The 20,216-nt window shown below is 37.1% G+C and carries 24 protein-coding genes; 12 read left to right on the top strand and 12 right to left on the bottom strand.

Annotated features, from left to right (window positions below):
* Positions 1-8 precede the first annotated feature (8 nt).
* The 4 genes from SJY23_RS08860 to SJY23_RS08845 all read right to left on the bottom strand — a co-directional run bounded on the left by SJY23_RS08860 (position 9) and on the right by SJY23_RS08845 (position 5,377).
* A complete protein-coding gene (locus SJY23_RS08860; RefSeq protein WP_035334256.1) occupies positions 9-1,700 on the bottom strand; it encodes a sodium:alanine symporter family protein in 1,692 nt (563 codons plus the stop codon).
* Positions 1,701-1,796: 96 nt separating this feature from the next.
* Positions 1,797-2,816 (bottom strand): potassium channel family protein, encoded by a 1,020-nt coding sequence (locus SJY23_RS08855; RefSeq protein ID WP_396596062.1) that lies wholly within the window; start codon positions 2,814-2,816, stop codon positions 1,797-1,799.
* On the bottom strand, positions 2,813-3,043 hold the full coding sequence (locus SJY23_RS08850) for a hypothetical protein (protein ID WP_035334258.1): 231 nt from the start codon (positions 3,041-3,043) through the stop codon (positions 2,813-2,815). The genes SJY23_RS08855 and SJY23_RS08850 overlap by 4 nt, the downstream gene beginning before the upstream one ends.
* A 135-nt stretch (positions 3,044-3,178) precedes the next feature.
* Positions 3,179-5,377, bottom strand: coding sequence for a RecQ family ATP-dependent DNA helicase (locus tag SJY23_RS08845; RefSeq protein ID WP_396596061.1), 2,199 nt, complete (start codon positions 5,375-5,377; stop codon positions 3,179-3,181).
* An 87-nt stretch (positions 5,378-5,464) separates the two neighbouring features.
* On the opposite strand from SJY23_RS08845, the gene SJY23_RS08840 reads away from it, so the two are divergent.
* From SJY23_RS08840 to SJY23_RS08820, 5 genes are all read left to right on the top strand, one after another.
* Entirely contained in the window at positions 5,465-6,430 is a 966-nt protein-coding gene (locus SJY23_RS08840; RefSeq protein WP_396596060.1) for an SIS domain-containing protein, read from the top strand.
* Entirely contained in the window at positions 6,430-7,269 is an 840-nt protein-coding gene (tatC, locus tag SJY23_RS08835; RefSeq protein WP_035334261.1) for a twin-arginine translocase subunit TatC, read from the top strand. The genes SJY23_RS08840 and tatC overlap by 1 nt, the downstream gene beginning before the upstream one ends.
* A 67-nt stretch (positions 7,270-7,336) precedes the next feature.
* Entirely contained in the window at positions 7,337-7,696 is a 360-nt protein-coding gene (locus SJY23_RS08830; protein WP_035334262.1) for a carboxymuconolactone decarboxylase family protein, read from the top strand.
* A gap of 219 nt (positions 7,697-7,915) precedes the next feature.
* Positions 7,916-8,656 (top strand): LPS export ABC transporter ATP-binding protein, encoded by a 741-nt coding sequence (gene lptB / locus SJY23_RS08825; RefSeq protein WP_035334263.1) that lies wholly within the window; start codon positions 7,916-7,918, stop codon positions 8,654-8,656.
* A 65-nt stretch (positions 8,657-8,721) separates the two neighbouring features.
* Positions 8,722-9,570 (top strand): phosphatase PAP2 family protein, encoded by an 849-nt coding sequence (locus SJY23_RS08820; RefSeq protein WP_396596059.1) that lies wholly within the window; start codon positions 8,722-8,724, stop codon positions 9,568-9,570.
* A 1-nt stretch (position 9,571) separates the two neighbouring features.
* Here the strand turns inward: SJY23_RS08820 and SJY23_RS08815 are convergent, their stop codons facing one another.
* Positions 9,572-9,949, bottom strand: coding sequence for a MotA/TolQ/ExbB proton channel family protein (locus SJY23_RS08815; RefSeq protein ID WP_396596058.1), 378 nt, complete (start codon positions 9,947-9,949; stop codon positions 9,572-9,574).
* Positions 9,950-10,160: 211 nt separating this feature from the next.
* On the opposite strand from SJY23_RS08815, the gene SJY23_RS08810 reads away from it, so the two are divergent.
* From SJY23_RS08810 to SJY23_RS08780, 7 genes are all read left to right on the top strand, one after another.
* Entirely contained in the window at positions 10,161-11,213 is a 1,053-nt protein-coding gene (locus SJY23_RS08810; protein WP_396596057.1) for a sensor histidine kinase, read from the top strand.
* Positions 11,210-11,908, top strand: a complete 699-nt coding sequence (locus SJY23_RS08805) for a LytR/AlgR family response regulator transcription factor (protein WP_396596056.1) — start codon at positions 11,210-11,212, stop codon at positions 11,906-11,908. Before SJY23_RS08810 ends, SJY23_RS08805 begins: the two co-directional genes overlap by 4 nt.
* A gap of 120 nt (positions 11,909-12,028) precedes the next feature.
* The gene (gene folE / locus SJY23_RS08800; protein WP_051583766.1) at positions 12,029-12,712 is read left to right on the top strand and encodes a GTP cyclohydrolase I FolE; all 684 of its coding nucleotides are present in this window, start codon (positions 12,029-12,031) and stop codon (positions 12,710-12,712) included.
* Between the two features lie 115 nt (positions 12,713-12,827).
* Positions 12,828-14,312 carry a cysteine--tRNA ligase gene (cysS, locus tag SJY23_RS08795; RefSeq protein WP_396596055.1) on the top strand — a complete coding sequence of 495 codons (1,485 nt, stop codon included), beginning with the start codon at positions 12,828-12,830 and terminating at the stop codon, positions 14,310-14,312.
* Positions 14,312-14,566: a membrane protein insertion efficiency factor YidD gene (gene yidD / locus SJY23_RS08790; RefSeq protein ID WP_396596054.1), complete on the top strand. Its 255-nt coding sequence runs from the start codon at positions 14,312-14,314 to the stop codon at positions 14,564-14,566. The genes cysS and yidD overlap by 1 nt, the downstream gene beginning before the upstream one ends.
* A gap of 114 nt (positions 14,567-14,680) precedes the next feature.
* The gene (lgt, locus tag SJY23_RS08785) at positions 14,681-15,619 is read left to right on the top strand and encodes a prolipoprotein diacylglyceryl transferase (RefSeq protein ID WP_035334270.1); all 939 of its coding nucleotides are present in this window, start codon (positions 14,681-14,683) and stop codon (positions 15,617-15,619) included.
* Positions 15,606-16,103, top strand: a complete 498-nt coding sequence (locus SJY23_RS08780) for a DUF192 domain-containing protein (RefSeq protein ID WP_035334271.1) — start codon at positions 15,606-15,608, stop codon at positions 16,101-16,103. Before lgt ends, SJY23_RS08780 begins: the two co-directional genes overlap by 14 nt.
* 256 nt (positions 16,104-16,359) lie before the next feature.
* Here SJY23_RS08780 and SJY23_RS08775 read toward each other — a convergent pair whose 3' ends face one another.
* From SJY23_RS08775 to SJY23_RS08745, 7 genes are all read right to left on the bottom strand, one after another.
* Positions 16,360-16,512, bottom strand: a complete 153-nt coding sequence (locus SJY23_RS08775; RefSeq protein WP_013749889.1) for a DUF4295 domain-containing protein — start codon at positions 16,510-16,512, stop codon at positions 16,360-16,362.
* A gap of 3 nt (positions 16,513-16,515) precedes the next feature.
* A complete protein-coding gene (rpmG, locus tag SJY23_RS08770; protein WP_013749890.1) occupies positions 16,516-16,698 on the bottom strand; it encodes a 50S ribosomal protein L33 in 183 nt (60 codons plus the stop codon).
* Positions 16,699-16,718: 20 nt separating this feature from the next.
* Positions 16,719-16,958: a 50S ribosomal protein L28 gene (gene rpmB / locus SJY23_RS08765; RefSeq protein WP_013749891.1), complete on the bottom strand. Its 240-nt coding sequence runs from the start codon at positions 16,956-16,958 to the stop codon at positions 16,719-16,721.
* Between the two features lie 195 nt (positions 16,959-17,153).
* Positions 17,154-18,401: a competence/damage-inducible protein A gene (locus SJY23_RS08760; protein ID WP_396596053.1), complete on the bottom strand. Its 1,248-nt coding sequence runs from the start codon at positions 18,399-18,401 to the stop codon at positions 17,154-17,156.
* Positions 18,402-18,737 (bottom strand): Hpt domain-containing protein, encoded by a 336-nt coding sequence (locus SJY23_RS08755; RefSeq protein WP_035334274.1) that lies wholly within the window; start codon positions 18,735-18,737, stop codon positions 18,402-18,404.
* 3 nt (positions 18,738-18,740) lie between these two features.
* Positions 18,741-19,355, bottom strand: a complete 615-nt coding sequence (locus SJY23_RS08750) for a fumarylacetoacetate hydrolase family protein (protein WP_396596052.1) — start codon at positions 19,353-19,355, stop codon at positions 18,741-18,743.
* Positions 19,356-19,358: 3 nt separating this feature from the next.
* Positions 19,359-20,132 (bottom strand): exonuclease domain-containing protein, encoded by a 774-nt coding sequence (locus tag SJY23_RS08745; protein ID WP_396596051.1) that lies wholly within the window; start codon positions 20,130-20,132, stop codon positions 19,359-19,361.
* Positions 20,133-20,216: the final 84 nt, after the last annotated feature.

Raw genomic sequence — 20,216 nt, 5'->3', positions numbered from 1 at the left:
ATTTACTATTACTCTATAGCCTGCTCCTTAAGCTTTATAGCGTTAAGGTATCTAGTTAATTGCTTTTTAACAACAGGGAATAGGAAGAATAGTCCTACCATGTTAGGGAAAACCATTGCAAAAATCATTGCATCAGAGAATGCCCATATGGAGTTCATACTTGCAGATGCTCCTACAACTACAAACGTTAAGAATAACAATTTGTAAACTAGATCTGCAACCTTACCGCGTCCAAAAAGGAATTTCCAAGATTGTAGTCCGTAATAAGACCATGATATCATAGTTGACACCGCAAAGAGAACTACTGCGATTGTCAAGAATACGTCAGAATAAGGAATATATTCCGCAAAAGCCTTGGCAGTAATACCAGCCCCTTCAAAAGATTCTCCATCTATCATTACAGCTCCTAGTCCATCACCACCGTATTGGAATGCTCCGCTAAAGTTGAAAATAATAATTACAAGTGCCGTCATCGTACAGATAAGTACTGTATCAATAAATGGCTCTAGTAACGCTACTAGACCTTCACTTGCTGAGTACTTAGTACGTACTGCAGAGTGAGCAATAGATGCAGATCCCGCTCCAGCTTCATTAGAAAAAGCCGCTCTTTTAAAACCTACAAGTAATACTCCTATGAATCCTCCCACACCAATAGCCGTAGGATTAAATGCTTCTTTTACAATAAGTCCGATAGCATCATCAATAAGGCTAAAGTTACTTAGTATAATATATAGACATGCAACCACATACATAATTGCCATAAAAGGAACTACTTTTTCTGTAACCTGAGCAATACGCTTTATACCACCTATGATGATAATACCTACAATCACGGCTAGTACAATACCAACAATAAATCCTGAGGCAGCACTTGTCATATTGAACATTTCTTTAAGAACAATAGTTGCTTGGTTAGATTGAGCTGCGTTACCGCCTCCAAAAGAACCACCTATACAGAAAATAGCAAATATTACAGCTGCAATCTTTCCTATAGTAGCAAATCCTCTTGCTTTTAAACCTTTAGTTAGGTAGTACATAGGCCCTCCGTATACTGTCCCATCTTCACCTACATCTCTAAATTGAACACCTAGCGTACATTCTACGAATTTTGTAGACATTCCAAGAAGACCACAAACAATCATCCAGAAAGTAGCTCCCGGACCACCTAATGCGATAGCAAGTGCAACACCAGCAATGTTACCATTACCTACTGTACCAGATACTGCAGTAGCTAGTGCTTGGAAGTGAGAAACTTCACCAGCAGAGCTTTCATCTCTAATAGTGTCTACGATATCTCCATCTATTGCTAGATTATCATCTACCTCTAGATTTTCTATATGCTCCTCTATATCAACTTTTGATAAGTCTTGGCCTTGAGCAATACCATCTTCACCATAAAGCTCTGCAGCTCCATGCTTTTCAATATCTTCATATTTACCACGTACCGTTTGGATTGCTCTCCAGAAGAAACGGATGTTTGGGAATCCAAAATAAATCGTAAAAAAAGCGGCACTCGCCACTAATAAAATAAGAACAAAAGGTGTTCCTGCAACTTCAAAAAATACAATCGCCGAAAAGAAATCTGAAATTGGTTGAAATGCTTGGTCAATTTTCTGGTCAATTCCTATTTCTTGAGTTTCTTGCGCAAAAGAAAGAAGGGGAATAAAAACAGAAAGAATGAATAAAAGGTATTTCTTCATTAGTATAGATATATTAAGTTATTGTAAATTCAGCTAGCAATATCCAAAAAAATGCCCCTTATTCAAAGGAAACTATCTTAAAATCCTTAACAATATTTAAATACCAAAAGTCTCATGCAATCTTTTGATTTGCTCAGGACGCCCTATCACTATTAATTTTGACTCCTTCTCAAGTCGCATATCTGCTTCTGGATTAACAATATACTTCCCAGATGGAGATCTATATCCTATGATGGTACAACCAGTTTTATAGCGCAAATCAATTTCTTTAATACTAGCCTCTTTACCATCTGCACAGATTTGGTCAAAGCTTATTTCTTCAACATTGATGCTATCTTCCTCACCTACGACTGATAAATTATCTAAAAATTCGATAAGATCAGGTACAACTACAAGTGATGCCATATGATCACCACCTATTTTATCAGGCATGATTACATTATCTGCACCCGCAAGTTTGAGTTTCTTCTGTGACGTCTCGGCAGTTGCACGACTTATAATCTTGAGTTTACTGTTGAGCTGGCGAGCACTGAGTACAATAAAAAGGTTATCTGCATCCTCAGGTAAAGCACATAAAAGCGCAGAAGCTCTTGAGATCCCTGCTTTTTCTAGAATTTCATCTTCATTTGCATTACCATAAACAAAATGAATATTCTTATCCATCTCATAACGCTCTATAACATCTAGATCCATCTCTATAACCACAAACTGCTTATTATAAGCCATGAGTTTTTGCACGGCTTCTTGCCCATTACGGCCATAACCACAAACAATAATGTGATCTGTCATTTTATCGATTTCTTGCTGCACCTTTTTATGTATTAAATCTTTATAAGAACTCTTACTTATTATATACTCTGAGATAACCGTCAAAGCATAACCCACAATCACCACACTTAATAGAATAAGTATCACTGTAAAGATTTTTGCTTCGGGCGTGAGCGGAATCACTTCGCCAAAACCTACAGTCGTAATTGTAATCACTGTCATATATACAGCATCTACCCAATTATAGTCTGCTATAAAACGATAGCCAACAACTCCTAAAAGTAACGTAGTTACTAGAAGTACAATGGCTAGATAAATTTTATTCTTAAAAAAGGAAAACAAATTCATAGGTCAAAAACAGAAGTGCGCTTTGTATATATAAGATCTTTTAACTTAAGCCAAAACGCTACTGTAAGGTATAATGCAAAACCTACTCCTAAAGTTGCAAATGAAACATATATAAAAAATAGTCTCACATTTTTTGCGCGCATTCCTAAACGGTCTGCGAGTCTAGAAGAAACATAAAATCCATGTTTCTCAAAATAATGCCGTATATCGTATACAAATTTCAACATATTGTGAAGGTAATAAATACTAGATGTATAATACTATCAAAGACTAATCTTCAAGAATAATAAAGGTAGAAATCAGGGTAATTACGCTTTCGCGAAAGCGTACTCAAAACCAAACACTCCTTCTATAATTACAATTTAATTTGCCACCTCACTCATAAATTTAATCCTATATAAACGCAGCTCCTCATCTTCATAATCGCCATCAAACTCTTCCATGGCTACTTCGATTTTATCTGTCTCTGCTTCCATAAAGTAATCATGAAGCTCCTCTTGTTGATCCTCGTCAAGTATATCATTAATCCAGTAATCTATATTAAGACGTGTACCACTAAAAACTATTGCTTCCATCGCTTTAATAAAATCTGGCATATCCTTACCTTTTGCAGAAGCGAGATCATCAAGTGGTAATTTGCGATCGATGTTTTGAATAATGTATAGTTTCAATCCGCTATTTGCCCCAGTGCTCTTTACGACAAGATCATCTGGTCTCAAAATATCATTTTCAGAAACATACCTATCAATGAGCGCTACAAATTCTTTACCGTACTTTTTTGCCTTACCATCCCCTACTCCATGCACATTACCTAGTTCCTCAACGTTTACAGGATATTTAATAGACATATCTTCTAGTGAAGGGTCTTGAAAAACGACAAATGGTGGCACATCAAGTTTCTTTGCCACTTTTTTACGTAAATCTTTCAGCATTTCTAGAAGCTTCTTATCGGCTCCTGCCCCAGCTTTTTGAGCAGATACGATGGCATTATCGCTGTTTGCATCAAACACATGATCATCTGTCATCATAAAAGAAACAGGATTCTCTATATAGTCTAGGCCTTTTGGTGTCATCTTTACTACACCATACGTTTCAATATCCTTTTTTATATATCCTGCAACAAGAGCCTGGCGTATAAGGGCAAACCAGTATTCTTTTTTCTGATCATGACCTATACCAAAAAATGGCTGCTCATGGGTTTTATGCGAACTTATAATAGCGTTCTCCTTTCCTCTTAGAGTAAGAACAATCTCTTTACTTTTATAAATCTCATTTGTATCTCTTACTACAGATAATACTTTTACAAGTTCCTCTTTTGCTTCATGTTGCTTTTTAGGATTACGCATGTTATCATCAAGCATCCCTCCTTCTCCGGTGGCGTTATCAAACTCTTCTCCAAAATAATGGAGAATAAATTTACGTCTAGACATACTTGTCTCTGCAAAAGCTACTACTTCTTGAAGCAACGCATGACCAATTTCTTGCTCGGCCACAGGCTTACCGCTCATAAATTTTTCAAGCTTTTCTATATCCTTATATGCATAAAAAGCAAGACAATGACCTTCACCTCCATCTCTTCCTGCTCTACCCGTTTCTTGGTAATAACTTTCTATACTTTTAGGAATGTCATGATGTATAACAAATCTCACGTCTGGCTTATCGATTCCCATCCCAAAAGCGATGGTAGCAACCACCACATCTACATCTTCCATCAAGAACATATCTTGATGTCTCACGCGTGTTTTTGCATCGAGTCCTGCATGATACGGTACTGCTTTTAAGCCATTAACTTGTAATGTCTGTGCTAGCTCCTCTACACGCTTGCGAGCGAGGCAATATATAATACCACTCTTACCTTCGTTTTGTTTTACAAATCGAATAATATCGGCATCTACTTGTGCCGTTTTAGGTCGTACTTCGTAATAAAGATTAGGTCTATTAAATGAAGCCTTAAAAGTGTTTGCATCTGTAATCCCTAAGTTTTTAAGAATATCCTCTTGCACTTTTGGAGTAGCAGTAGCGGTAACTGCTATAATAGGAATATTATCACCTATTCTACCTATGATCTTACGTAGGTTACGATATTCTGGTCTAAAATCATGTCCCCACTCTGATATACAGTGTGCTTCATCTATAGCTAGAAAAGAAACAGTAACTCCTCTTAAAAACTCAACGTTTTCTTCTTTAGTAAGTGACTCGGGAGCCACATATAAGAGTTTTGTTACTCCTCTAGTAATATCTTCTTTTACTTTTTTTATCTCTCCTTTAGTGAGCGAGCTATTAAGTACATGAGCTATTCCTTCTTCTTGAGATATACCTCTAAGCGCATCAACTTGGTTTTTCATTAAAGCTATAAGTGGCGATACCACAATAGCAGTTCCCTCTGCAATGAGTGCGGGTAACTGATAACATAATGATTTTCCACCTCCTGTGGGCATAATCACAAAACTGTGATTACCACCTACGATGCTTCTTATGACTTCTTCTTGCAGACCCTTGAACTGACTAAAGCCAAAATATCTTTTAAGTTCTTCGTGTAAGTCTATTTGCCTTGTCCCCATATGTATTCAAATACATTTTTACATACCTTTGTGTTTTCTAAAGATAGTAATTTCCGCACGTTAAACAAATCTTAACAAAACCCAGTTTTGAACAACTTCCAGCAAATCATTGCTAGCGCACAGAAAACCATTCATATTGAGCAAACTGCGATTGCAAATCTCAGTTCATTAATAGACGAAGAATTTGCACAAGCAGTACAAGCCATCTATAATTCTAAGGGCAGAGTAGTCATAACTGGCATAGGCAAGAGCGCAATTATTGCTCAAAAAATCGTAGCAACCTTAAATAGTACAGGAACTCCTGCACTATTTATGCATGCAGCAGATGCCATTCATGGTGATTTAGGAAGCATATTAATAGATGACATTGTTATCTGTATATCAAAAAGTGGAAATACTCCAGAAATCAAAGTTCTAGTACCTCTTATTAAAAAGACAGAAAACACGCTCATTGCAATTACGGCAAATAGAGATTCGTTTTTAGGTAAAGAAGCAGACTACATATTACATGCTAATACAGAAGAAGAGGCATGCCCTAACAACCTCGCCCCTACCACAAGCACAACAGTACAGCTTGTTCTAGGCGATGCAGTAGCAGTTGCCCTGCTAGACCTAAGAGGTTTTACAGAAAGTGATTTTGCACGATATCATCCTGGTGGTGCTCTAGGCAAAAGATTATACCTTACTGTTAATGATATTTGCTCTACTCATGAAAATCCTCAAGTAACACCAGATGCAAGTATAAAAGAGGTAATTATTGAGATTACTAATAAGATGCTTGGTGTTACAGCAGTAGTTCTTAACGGAGCTATCCAAGGAATTATAACTGACGGCGACTTGCGACGTATGCTATCAAAAAATGATTCTCTTGATGGTCTTACTGCCGCTGCAATCATGAGCACCACACCAAAAACAGTACGCCATGATGCTATGGCAATTGATGCAAAAGAAATTTTAGAAACACACAATATCACCCAGCTGTTAGTTGAAAAAGAAGGAAACTACGCTGGAGTGGTACACATACATGATCTCATAAAAGAAGGAATCGCATAATGGCAAAAAAAGTAAAAAAACACCCAGATGAGATGTCTTTTCTTGACCATTTGGAAGAATTAAGGTGGCACTTAATTAGAGCTACGCTCGCTGTAGTCATTATAGGTACCGTTGCCTTTATATTTAAAGGCACCCTTTTTGAAATTATTTTTGGCCCTCAAAATCCCGACTTTGTCTCTTATGATATTTTATGTAAGATTTCTCAATTTTTTGGGGCAGAAAAAGGATGCATTGCAGATGGAGACATGGATTTTATCATCCAAAGTAGAAAAGTAGCTGGCCAATTTAGTGCGGCTATATGGACCTCTATCATGGCAGGTGTCGTCATAGGTTTTCCTTATATTCTTTATGAATTTTGGAGATTTATTTCTCCAGGACTGTATGAAAATGAACGTAAATCAAGTAAAGGCTTTATTGTAGTTGCCTCTTTACTTTTCTTTTTGGGAGCAGCATTTGGATACTTTGTAGTAGCACCATTATCTATCAACTTCTTAGCAACTTTTAAAATATCTGACGCAGTTCAAAATGAATTTGACATCGATTCTTTTATAGGCCTCGTGCGAGCATCAGTACTAGCTTCTGGATTTATATTTGAATTACCTATCATCATGTATTTCCTTACAAAAATAGGTCTTGTGACTCCTGAATTCCTTAAAAAGAATCGTAAGTACGCATTAGTTATTGTATTAATTTTGGCAGCAATTATAACGCCTCCAGATATTTCAACCCAAGTAATCGTTGCTGTGCCTATCATTATCCTGTACGAAGTAAGTATTTTTATTTCTAGAGGTGTTATCAGAAGAGAAAAACGCCGACTTAAGAAACAAGGACTTGCATAACATTACTTAACTAATATTTAATTTTTTTACGCTTTCGCGAAAACGTAAAACCACTATCCCCACAACTATGAGCAATAATATAATAGACGATTTTAATAGCTACCGTTCTACAATGAACGATAAAATACTTGCCGACAACAACAAGATCGTCAAGCGTATTTTTAATCTAGACACTAATGCCTTTACAGAAGGTGCATTAGATAAAAAGACAAAAGAACTTTTAGGTCTTGTTGCCTCTACAGTGCTACGTTGTGATGACTGTGTAAAATATCACCTCGAGAGCTGTCATGATGAAGGTGTAACTAAGGAAGAAGTAATGGAAACATTAAGTATAGGTACTCTTGTAGGAGGAACTATTGTGATACCTCACTTGCGCCGTGCATATGAATACTGGGAAGCACTAGACGAGAGAAAAGCAGGTAAATAATAACACTGCGCACAATGATGAGATTTTGTAAATTTTTTATATCCTTCTTAGTTGTGCACAGCATTATACTCACCGCTTTTCGATATTTAAGCAATTACAAAATAAGCTGGTTTGGAATTTTATTTCAAGGTTTATTTTTTGGTCTCATAATGGCTTTCACTTTTACACGTTATAATACGGTCAAGACAAAGGATTAAACAATTTGTATATTTACTTACTATGAAACTACGTGCTGAAAATTTAATGAAATCCTATAAGGGCCGACAGGTGGTTAAGGGAATTTCTGTAGAGGTAAATCAAGGAGAAATAGTAGGTTTACTAGGGCCTAACGGAGCTGGAAAAACCACCTCTTTTTATATGATAGTAGGTCTTGTGAAGCCTAATGGTGGTAATATCTATCTAGAACAACAAGATATTACAAAATACCCTATGTACAAACGCGCCCAAAACGGGATAGGCTATCTAGCTCAAGAGGCATCTGTTTTTAGAAAACTAAGTATTGAAGATAACATCTTGAGTGTGCTACAGCTCACAAAATTATCAAAGAAAGAGCAACTTCATAAAATGGAGGAACTCATAGAAGAGTTTAGCTTAGGTCATATACGTAAAAGTCGTGGTGATTTACTTTCTGGAGGTGAACGTCGTCGTACAGAGATTGCACGAGCACTAGCTACCTCTCCATCTTTTATATTACTTGATGAGCCTTTTGCTGGTGTTGACCCCGTAGCTGTAGAAGATATACAACGTATCGTGGCACAACTCAAAGACAAAAATATAGGAATACTTATAACCGATCACAATGTCCAAGAAACACTTGCCATTACAGATCGCACTTACTTAATGTTTGAGGGTAGTATTCTTAAACATGGTGAGCCAGAAGAACTCGCAGCAGATGAGATGGTACGTAAAGTCTATCTAGGTCAAAACTTTGAACTGCGTAAGAAAAAACTATTTACCTAGCCTACCATTAAACAAATCTCTAGGTGGGTTTTCTTGTACATCTCACTTATTAAACAATTGCCCTTTTGAAAACAACATTTACAATCATACTCGTCTGTTTCCTTTCTGTTTTTTGCAAGGCACAAACCCCTATCCCTACACAGACTCAAGACACCTTAAGTGTTATAAAACTAGCAATGTACGATACTAAGGTCATGCTTAAAGGCATAGGTCACGCTTATACCGGGCCACTGCGATGGAAAAAAGATGACTGGATTGTAGCTGGTACCATTGCTGGGGGAACGGCACTACTTTACTTTGTAGATGATGACGTAAATAATTTTTTCTCAAAAAGAAGTGACGATTTACCTACAGTATTAGACGAGGTTGGAGAACGTGGCGGAAGTCCGCAGGTAATTTATGGCCTAACGGCTGGAACTTATTTATTTGGGTTATTTACTAAGAACCAAAAAGTACGTAGAGCGGGAGCCTTAATGACATCATCGGCAGTGACGGCTGGACTTTTACAAACCATTCTCAAGGCCTCCACAGGTAGAAGTAGACCAGAAAACGGTAAGGGAAAATTTGAATTTAACCCCTACAGTGGAATGGCAGGCTTTAGATCATTCCCTTCTGGACACACGATACTATCTGTAACCATGGCACACGCAGTTGCAAAACAATTTGATAACGCCTGGGTTAAGGTTGGAATATATGCCTTAGGATCTATTGCACCTTTACAAAGAATCTGGGGTGGAGCCCACTGGCTTACAGACGTGGCCCTTAGTGCTGCACTTAGTATTGTGATTGTAGATTCTATAGATAACTATATGAACAAGGCAAATGTATATCCCGACGGCTCTAAGAAAAACAATAGCATTTCTTGGAAATTTAATGTAGGCTTAGGTCGCGCCGGGCTTACTGGTACTTTCTAGATTAACTTACTGGTAAATTTTCTTGCTTCTGTGCTTTTATAGTAAGCACAAGCATTGCTACCCTGCTTATCACAAAGCATAGCAAACCAAAAACGGTACATAGCAAGGCCACCTTGAGCCCTCCTGCCATCATAGGCTGTGAGATATTTCCATTTCCCTCTATAGCATCAAAAGCTGTAATAAGACCTATAGTAGACCCGAGAAGTCCCCACATAAGTGCAAAAAGACTGAGATGACCTATGAGCTCTAGTGTATTTCTTACACGCTTTTTACCTACAAGTGCTAGAATAAATAAGACTAGTACTGCAAGTAAAACAATTAAAATAGGCACCATAAATAACGGCCCTCCTTCATTAATACGATCGATAATTTGTGACATAACTTTAGTTTTTAAGATTAATGTGATGTAAATCTAGAGAGATAAAACACTTCTTAATATTATTTGCGACGAGTACCAGTTTATACTTCCAATATAGCAATTTAAAATCCGTCAACGAATAACCACCAGCCTGTTAGGTAATAGACAGCATATAAAGCGTTATTCATCTCAAAATAAATTAGGGCTATCATTTTTTTGTCATCTTTGTGAGATGCTAGCATCTTTGCTTAAAAAAACCATTTACTTCCCTATACATATTATACTGTGGGTATTAGTATGGTTATTTTACATTTATTTCTTTAGCTATGCGGCAGATAATGATCAGTTTGTCATACACTTTGCAACTAGCCTCTTACCTATTACTATCGTAGTAACCTACATTATTGCATACTATCTAATACCACGTTTCCTTCTCAAAAAGAGATATATTGTTTTTACTGCATACCTATTATACACTGTAGTAGGATCACTGTTTTTAATAATCATCATCACCTTCATAAACTTTATCTTCTTATCTAATTATGATATGAAGCAAATGCCCTTGCTCACGCGTAACTTTGTTTTTGTTTTTATACTTGTGTACCTCGTGGCTGGATTAGTCTCACTTGCACAACTGCTCAAACACAACTACAAGGCAATACATCGCAATAGTGTATTAGAAAATAAAATACTAGAAGGGCAATTACTACTTAAAGAAAAGGAACTCCATTACCTTAAAGAGCAAATACACCCACATTTTTTATTTAACACACTTAATACGATTTATGGAGCGGCCCTGAAAGAATCTAAGCACACTCCTGACCTGATTCTCAAATTATCTAACTTACTCGATTACTCACTTAATCAAATAAAGAAAAAGACCGTTGCCATATCTGAAGAGACTGGATATATAGATTCTTATATAGGTCTTGAGCAAGTGCGTTTTAGGGAGTCTCTAAGTGTCACCTTTACAAAAAACATACAGAGAGATATTCAAGTCCCGCCTATGTTATTTATCGCCTTTGTAGAAAATGCTTTTAAACACGGAGGGCCTATTGATGAGTTCCTTATTATAAACATACATCTTGAGGTGGTAGATAAGCGATTACATTTTACAATAAAAAATACAGTGAAAGCTGCTCAAAACAACACGCTTAATCATGGTCTTGGGCTTAAAAACAGTAAAAAAAGACTTGATGTGCTTTACCCAAAGAAATACACACTCACAAGTGAGCTAAAAGACAACTGGTTTTACCTAGATGTAAACATTACATTAGATCAATGAGAACGTACAATGCAATCATAATAGACGACGAGCCCATGGCACGTGAAATTTTAGAAAGTCACCTTTCAAAAATTGAACAAATAAGCGTGGTAGCCTCTTGTAAAAATGCCGCACAGGGTTTTAGCGCTCTAAGTGCTCACGATGTAGACCTTGTATTTTTAGACATAAATATGCCAGAGGTTACAGGTCTTATGTTTGCCAGAGCAATACAAGGTAATACTAAGATTATTTTTACCACCGCTTACCGTGAGTATGCCATAGATGGTTTTGATCTTCAAGCAGTAGACTACCTACTTAAACCTATCTCATTAGAAAGATTAATGAAGGCCCTACAAAAATTTTATAACGAAGTAGATAAGCCAGCGCAAAAAACAATTACAGATACCTTTACATTTTTTAGATCTGACCGTAAAATGGTTAAGGTAGACTTTGACAGTATTCTTTATATAGAAAGTCTAGGTGACTATCTAAAAATTCACACGAACAATGAAATTATTGTTACCCGAGAGACACTATCATCTGCTATAGAAAAATTGCCCACAAAAAAATTCTTAAGAACCCATCGCTCATACATAGTTGCTGTGCAAAAAATAAATAGCTACACAAATGAGCACATCACTATAGATAAAACCGTTATCCCTATAAGTAGAAGCTATCGAGATACAACGCTTCAGTCATTAAGTTCTATAAAATAACGCAGTTTATTGCGTACCTTTGCAAGCCTTTAAAAGTCTTAACGACTGAGGTAAAAATAATGTGTTGATTACGCTTTCGCGAAAGCGTAAAAGACCCCATTAAAAGGAGTACCGCATACTATGAAAACAGAATTAGAAAGACAATTAGACCAAATTGAAGCAATAGGTGATGACCACATAGGGACCAGCGCGGTTACCCCATTGCGTGCAGATGCTTTTGAAATGAGCAATGCAGATAAACTTGCAAGCATCCAGAAGGACGTCGCTCACATTATGGAAACCCTAGGGCTAGATATGACAGACGACAGCCTTAAAGGAACACCAAAACGTGTGGCAAAGATGTTTGTAAACGAGATATTTTCTGGTTTACATCCTGATAATAAGCCTAATGTTTCAGTATTTGATAATAATTACAAATACGGAGAGATGCTAGTTGAAAAAAACATCACAGTATACTCTACCTGTGAGCATCACTTACTACCTATAGTAGGTCGTGCACACGTAGCATACATCTCAAACGGAACAGTAGTAGGGCTTAGTAAAATGAACCGCATTGTAGACTACTATGCAAAGCGTCCTCAAGTACAAGAACGACTCACTATGCAAATCGTGCAAGAATTACAACGTGCTATGGGCACAGAAGATGTAGCCTGCGTTATAGATGCAAAGCACCTTTGTGTAAACAGCCGTGGTATACGTGATATAGAAAGTAGCACGGTAACTAGCGAGTTTGGCGGGAAGTTTAAAGAAGAAGCTACACGTAGAGAATTTTTAGACTACATCAAGCTAGACACAGATTTTTAAGAAGCTATAGCTTGCTTATACATACCTATAAAAAAGCGGTTTCTTTTTAGTGACCGCTTTTTGAGTTTTACAATTAAGATATTTACCTTCGTTACACACATAAATAGCACATAAAATGCCTTTATACCAAGATCAAGAACTCACAGTTTACAATTCGCTTTCTGGAAAGAAAGAAATCTTCACACCCCTACTTGAGGGTTATGTAGGTATGTATGTGTGCGGTCCTACGGTATATAGTAATGTACATTTAGGTAATGTGCGCACCTTTATGAGTTTTGATATGATATTTAGATATCTCAAACACTTAGGCTATAAAGTGCGCTATGTGCGTAATATTACAGATGCTGGTCACCTCACAGATGATGCAGATCAAGGAGAAGATAAGATTGCAAAAAAAGCAAGACTAGAGCAAATTGAGCCTATGGAAGTTGTACAGAAGTACACGCTAGACTTTCACGACATTCTCAATAAATTTAATTTCTTACCTCCTAGTATAGAACCTACAGCTACAGGTCACATCATAGAGCAAATAGAAATAATCAAAAAGATTATAGACAACGGGTATGCTTATGAGAAAAATGGCTCTGTATACTTTGATGTAATAAAATTTAATGAAGACCACGAGTATGGTAAACTTTCTGGCCGGAAGCTAGAAGATATGATTACAAACACTCGTGCCCTTAGTGCGCAAGATGAGAAGAATAATCCTCAAGATTTTGCACTTTGGAAAAAAGCCGAACCTGAGCACATAATGCGCTGGCCTAGCCCGTGGGGTGATGGCTTCCCAGGGTGGCACCTAGAGTGTACTGCAATGAGTACAAAATATCTAGGAGAACAGTTTGATATACACGGTGGTGGTATGGATCTTAAGTTCCCTCATCACGAGTGTGAGATTGCTCAAAATGAAGCTGCAATAGGTACAGAGCCTGTAAAGTACTGGCTACACGCAAATATGCTCACTCTTAACGGCCAGAAAATGGCAAAGAGTACTGGTAACAGTATCAACCCAGGTGAGATTTTTACAGGAGACAGTCCACACTTAACAAAAGGATTTGCTCCTAGCGTTGCACGGTTTTTCATCTTACAGAGTAGCTACCGTAGCATTATGGACTTCTCAAACGATGCATTACTAGCGAGTGAAAAAGGTTTTAACAGACTAATGGAAGCGCTTAAGATTGCAAAAAATCTAGACACATCTAAAGAAAGTAGCTTTAATGTAAACGACTGGAAGGCGTCTTGCTACGCCGCGATGAATGACGATTTTAACACTCCGATACTCATTGCACATCTTTTTGATGCAGTAAAGCGAATACACCTTATTAAAGACGGAAAAGTAACCATAACTGCAAGTGATCTTAAGTTATTACTTGAGACGATTAATGCTTTCGTTTTTGACGTACTTGGACTTGAAGACAATAACGCTTTCGCGAAAGCGGACGATTCAAAATTAAGTGGCACGGTAGAGTTACTTATAAAACTTCGTAAAGAAGCACGTGAAAACAAAGATTTTGCACTAAGCGACAAAATACGAGATGAACTTTTAGAGCTAGGAATTCAACTGAAAGATGGTCGTGAGGGTACTACCTTTACTGTAAACTAATGGCTTCTGCAAAGAAAATAGCAATTGCTCCCTTTTTAGGAATCATCTGGTTTTACCAAAAATTTATCTCCTCGTGGACACCTAGCACCTGTCGCTACTCACCCACTTGCTCTCATTACACCAAGACGGCTTTACAAAGGCACGGACTTTTAACAGGTGGAAAGCTGGCATTAAAACGTATTTTATCTTGCCATCCTTGGGGTGGCCAAGGATATGACCCAGTTCCCGAAAAAGAAGAAGTAAATAATATGTAATCCCTTTTAAAATCTGCTATTAAGGTTTTAAATTGCTTACTTAAATAAACAACACTTACTCAGTCATAATTGGAGTAATTAACAAATATTCTGAGTAGCCAATAATCCCAACATATGCTCGCATTAAAATTTACGTGGAATCCAGTATCAGGACTAGATCTAGGCTTTATTACCATCCATTTTTATAGCTTAATGTTTGTAGTTGCATTCTCATTGGGTTTCTATTTAATGAAAAAAATGTTTCAGCGTGAGGATGTTGCTATTGAGAAACTAGACAGTTTATTTATTTATGCTGTAGTCTCTATTCTTTTAGGAGCACGACTAGGTCACGTTTTCTTTTATCAAACAGAATTACTTTGGGAAGACCCGCTTTCTGTGTTGTTACCATTTAGGTTTGTCCCAGAATTTGAGTTTACCGGTTTTAGAGGTCTTGCCAGTCATGGAGCCGCAATGGCCACCATTTTCGGGCTATACTTATATAACAAAAAAGTGTTGCACAAATCAGTTTTATGGATCTTAGATCGTGTAGTAATCACTTGTGCTTCTGGAGCTGTGTTTGTGCGCATAGGGAACTTTTTAAACTCAGAGATGGTGGGGAAGGTTACAGATGGTCCACTAGGCATACAGTTTGTGCAAGATGAGATTTCTGAGCGACGAGCAGTATCACTCACTAATATTCCTAATCCAGCACAAGCATATCAAGCGCTAACTAGCGACCCTCAATTTGCAGATATCATAAGCACTATACCGTTTAGATATCCTGGACAGCTCATGGAGGCTTTTGGGTATGTGTTTGTATTCCTTATCTTATTTATTCTATACTGGAAGACAGACGCCCGCAAGAAATCAGGATTTTTATTCGGTTTATTCTTATTACTACTCATGGGCGTGCGTTTTATAGTAGAAAACTTTAAACGTGAGCAGGTGGAGAATCGGGAAGATTGGATATTTAATTTGAACACAGGTCAGGTATTAAGTATTCCTTTTATACTAATAGGCCTATATTTTGTAATCACATCATTTACTAAAAAAACATCTTATGAAGCTTCGTAACGCTGCTTACATTTCGCTTTTCTCAATTCTTCTTACTGGAGTAAGTTGCAAAAATAATAACAACCCAGATAGCATAATCTCTGTTGAGAAACCGTCTTTTAAAAAAGAAGGAGAGCTTACACTTATAAAAGCTTCTGGACAAGTAATACGTACGATAGATATAGAAGTAGCAGACACTGCATACGAGCAAGAAGTAGATCTTAAAAATAGAGATAGACTTCTACCACATCAAGGAGTCCTTTTTCTATATCCACAAGAAGAATTAAGAGGATATTATATGACTGACATTAGATTCCCTCTAGATCTTATACACATAAACGCAGAGAATGTGATTGTGAGTTTTTCTGAAAACACTACACCGCTAGATGATAAGACATTCTTACCTTCACAAGTACCTTCGCAGCTAGTTTTAAAGATTAACGGTGGCCTATCTGAAGAGTGGGTTATTGAGGTAGGAGATCGGGTAGAATGGAAGCTTCTTTAATACACTGCAAACTATCTTAATTTAATATAAAGCCCTCTAAACAGAGGGCTTTTCTTTTACAGAGTATTACTGAGTAGATCTAGATACTAGAAGCATAGACAACGCCGCTTTACTACAAAAAAGTAATCATGCTTTCCTATTAAGTAGCGGTAGCAGCCTTGTATTATTAACTAAGAATATATCTTATCAAACATTCTGAACAACAAAAAACCCGCTTCTATTGAGAAGCGGGTTTTTATATATTGTAAAGTATAACTTATTTCTTAGCTAAGAAATCGCTTACTTGGTCTGGAGCCATTACTGCTTCCACAAATGTATAAGCTCCAGATTTTGGAGACTTTACCATTTTTATCGCTTTAGTTAAACGCTTTGATCCTGTCTGTAAAGATGCTACTGATTTCTTTGCCATAACTTATTTGATTTCTTTATGAACAGTCATCTTCTTCAATACGTTGTTGAATTTCTTCAACTCCATACGATCCGGTGTGTTCTTTTTGTTTTTAGTCGTGATATATCTTGACGTTCCTGGTTGACCAGTCGCTTTGTGCTCAGTGCACTCTAAGATTACCTGTACTCTATTCCCTTTCTTTGCCATCTCGGTGTTTCTTTATGGGATTATTTAGTTAAGAATCCGTTTGCGCGTGCCTCTTTAACAACCGCATCGATTCCTTTCTTATTGATATTTTTTAACGCAGACGTTGATACTTTCAACGTGATCCACTTATCTTCTGCTGGAAGGTAAAAACGTTTTTTCATAAGATTCACGTTAAATTTACGCTTCGTCTTATTCATCGCGTGGGAAACATTGTTTCCTACCATTGCTTTTTTACCTGTAAGCTCACAAACTCTAGACATTCCTAAAACTTTAAATAGTTATTTCAAAACAGGCTGCAAAAATACGTAATTTTATATCTCACTACAAAACTTATTTGTACTTTTTTTTCTGTTTCTTCAAGTGATTTTCACTTTTCTTTACTTCTACTCTTTTTTATGCACTACGCAAGTACTAGAATGGCACTTTTTCGCGAAAGCATACTTTTAATATAATTTTTACTTAGAAAGTAACTCTTCCTTAAGTAACTCTAAGGCTTTATTTACAGCCTTACCTATTACTCGTTCTCTATGATTACCCATCATAAAATGATGCGCTGTCACGCCCTTCTCTGTAGCTATACCTATATAAACTGTCCCTACCTCTGCATCACTGTCGCCTTTTAATGGCCCTGCATTACCCGTGGTAGAAATACCTATATCAGACTTGTAAAGTTTTCTGGCATTTACGGCCATTTGCTCTGCTACCTGTGCGCTTACAACAGAATGTTTTTTGATAACTTCTGGATCTACACCCAAAATATCAACTTTAGACTGTGTAGCATATGTCACCAGACTTCCTTTTAGGTATCCTGAAGCACCACTGTGTGCTGTAAATCGCTCTACCATCTGCCCTCCTGTACAACTCTCTGCTATTGCGAGTGTTTTACCTTTTTCGACAAATAATCCCGCTACAACCTGCTCAAATTCACCATCACTTTCATATCCAACAAAAATATCGTCTATATACGGTAACAACTTATCTGCTTGTTCTTGCATAGCGGCCTCAACCACTTCCTTATATAAACCTGAGGTTGATAGGCGTAAACGTACTCTACCTAATGAAGGGAGGTAAGCTAGTTTAATTTCATCTGGCAGTTCATTCTCAAAACGCTCTATCCTTTCGGCGATGGCACTTTCACCCATTCCGTAAGTTAAAAACGTTTTATGAAGTATGTAAGGGAGTTTAAACTGCTTTTGTAAACGTGGTAGCACTTCATTTTCCATAAGCCCCTTCATTTCATAAGGAACACCGGGCATAGAGACAAATATTGTATTATCATTCTCAATCCACATTCCCGGAGCAGTACCAAATTCATTTACTAACACCTCAGCCTTACTAGGCACCATAGCTTGTGTTTTATTTGCATCAAGCATTGGCTTTTTAATATATTCTTTAAAAAGATGCGCTACATGATCTAGCACTCCTTGATTAAGCACTAACTCATCATTAAAGTACTTACAAATAGTATGCTTTGTAATATCATCCTTAGTAGGACCTAGGCCGCCTGTAACAATTACAAGATCTGCTCTAGATTGGGCTGCGGCAAATGCCTCTAGTATATGACTCTCATCATCTTGGATAGAAGTAATCTGATAGATAGAAACTCCTATTTTATTAAGAGCCGAAGATATAAAAGCACTATTTGTATCTACAATCTGGCCTATGAGAATCTCATCGCCTATGGTTATAATTTCTGCGTTCATCTAGAAGTCTTCTTGAAGCTCTGCAATTACGGTTCCTAAGGTAGAAGTTATATCATCCAGCTTAGACTGTATTGCAGATGTAGGCTTGTTGCTATCGCTCCACTTCTCCATTGCTTTGATTTGATCCAGTAAATCAATCCCAAACATATCGAGATTAGGTTTCATTTTATGTGCAAATTGATATGCCATCTTATGATTATTATTTTCGATAGCACTTTGCATAGACTCTAAATCTGGCGGAATTTCTTGTAAGAATGTCGCCACGATAACGCCTACAAAATCCTCATCACCACCAGCAATCTCTCTTACTTTTTCTAGATTATAATGTCTCAACATGTCTTATTTTACGTTTATAGAGAACATCTCTGTTTCTCCTATATACCCTTTTAATTTATCGTTTTCTTGTACTCGCGCAACTCCAGCCGGAGTACCCGTAAATATAACATCTCCTATCTTAAGTGTAAAATACTGAGACACATAACTTATTAATTCATCTATTTTCCATAGCATTTCACTAGTAGCACCTTCTTGCACTACATGACCGTTATTCTCTAAACGAAACGAAATATCATCTACAGAGTTAAAGTCTGACACAGGCAACCACTTAGGACTTATCACAGCAGCACCGTCAAAACCTTTTGCCTTTTCCCATGGCAATCCTTTTTCTTTGAGCTGTGCTTGCAAATCACGAGCCGTAAAGTCAATACCTAACCCTATCTCATCATAATAGCTACTAGCATATTTCTTATCTATATACTTCCCTATCTTCTTGATTTTTACAAGAATTTCCACCTCATGATGCACATCATTAGAAAATGGTGGTATCACAAAAGGATGTTTACTTAATAATATAGAAGAATCTGGTTTTAAAAAAACCACAGGATGTTCTGGGCGTTCATTCTCAAGCTCTGCTATATGCTTTGCATAATTACGACCTATACATATAAGTTTCATAAACTATCCTTTAGTATTAAGTTTGCGCAGTTTTATTGCCGTCAGCACTTTCTTAGTGTAAAGGGGAAAATCTGCATTTTGAATCCAGCCAAAATATCCAGGTTCATTATCTAGCACCTCTTCTACTTTTTTTCCTTTGTGTTTTCCAAAGGTAAAGATCTCTATACCATCCTTATCATACCCTATAAATCCAGCAAAATCTGCTTGCTTTTTACGCGTACTAAAATCGCCTAAGAATTTCATATCATTCTCCAGCTCATCATATCTATCCAGCTGTGATTTTAACACTTCATAGGTAGCCCAAGTATCTGCAGAGGCGCTGTGCGCATTAGTAAGGTCCTTACCACAATAAAACTTATAAGCCGCCACAAGTGTGCGTTGCTCCATCTTGTGAAAAATATTCTGCACATCAATGGCATTTCGATTTTTCATATCAAAATCAATACCTGATCGCAGTAACTCTTCTACTAGTAATGGGATGTCAAATCTATTTGAATTAAATCCCGCGAGATCTGAATCTTTTATAATATCATGAACATCCTTTGCACGAGCCGCAAACGTAGGCTTATCTGCCACATCTGCATCACTTATTCCATGCACCGCAGTTGTTGCCGCAGGAATAGGCACAGTAGGATTTATACGTTCTGTAAACTCCTCTTCCCTCCCATCTGGAAAAACTTTAAGTATAGATATCTCAACAATTCTGTCTTTGGCTACATTAATTCCAGTAGTCTCAAGGTCAAAAAAGCAAATCGGTCTTGTAATTTTTAATTGCATAGCACAAAAATACTTGTTTCAAACTACAAAATTAACTCCCTCTTTCATTAAAAATTGGAGATTCTCTATCTTGGTACATCTTTT

It is taken from the genome of Dokdonia sp. R86516, assembly GCF_044596715.1.
In the GTDB taxonomy this organism is placed as follows: Bacteria; Bacteroidota; Bacteroidia; order Flavobacteriales; family Flavobacteriaceae; genus Dokdonia.
This window is presented reverse-complemented; position numbering and strand designations above follow the sequence as displayed.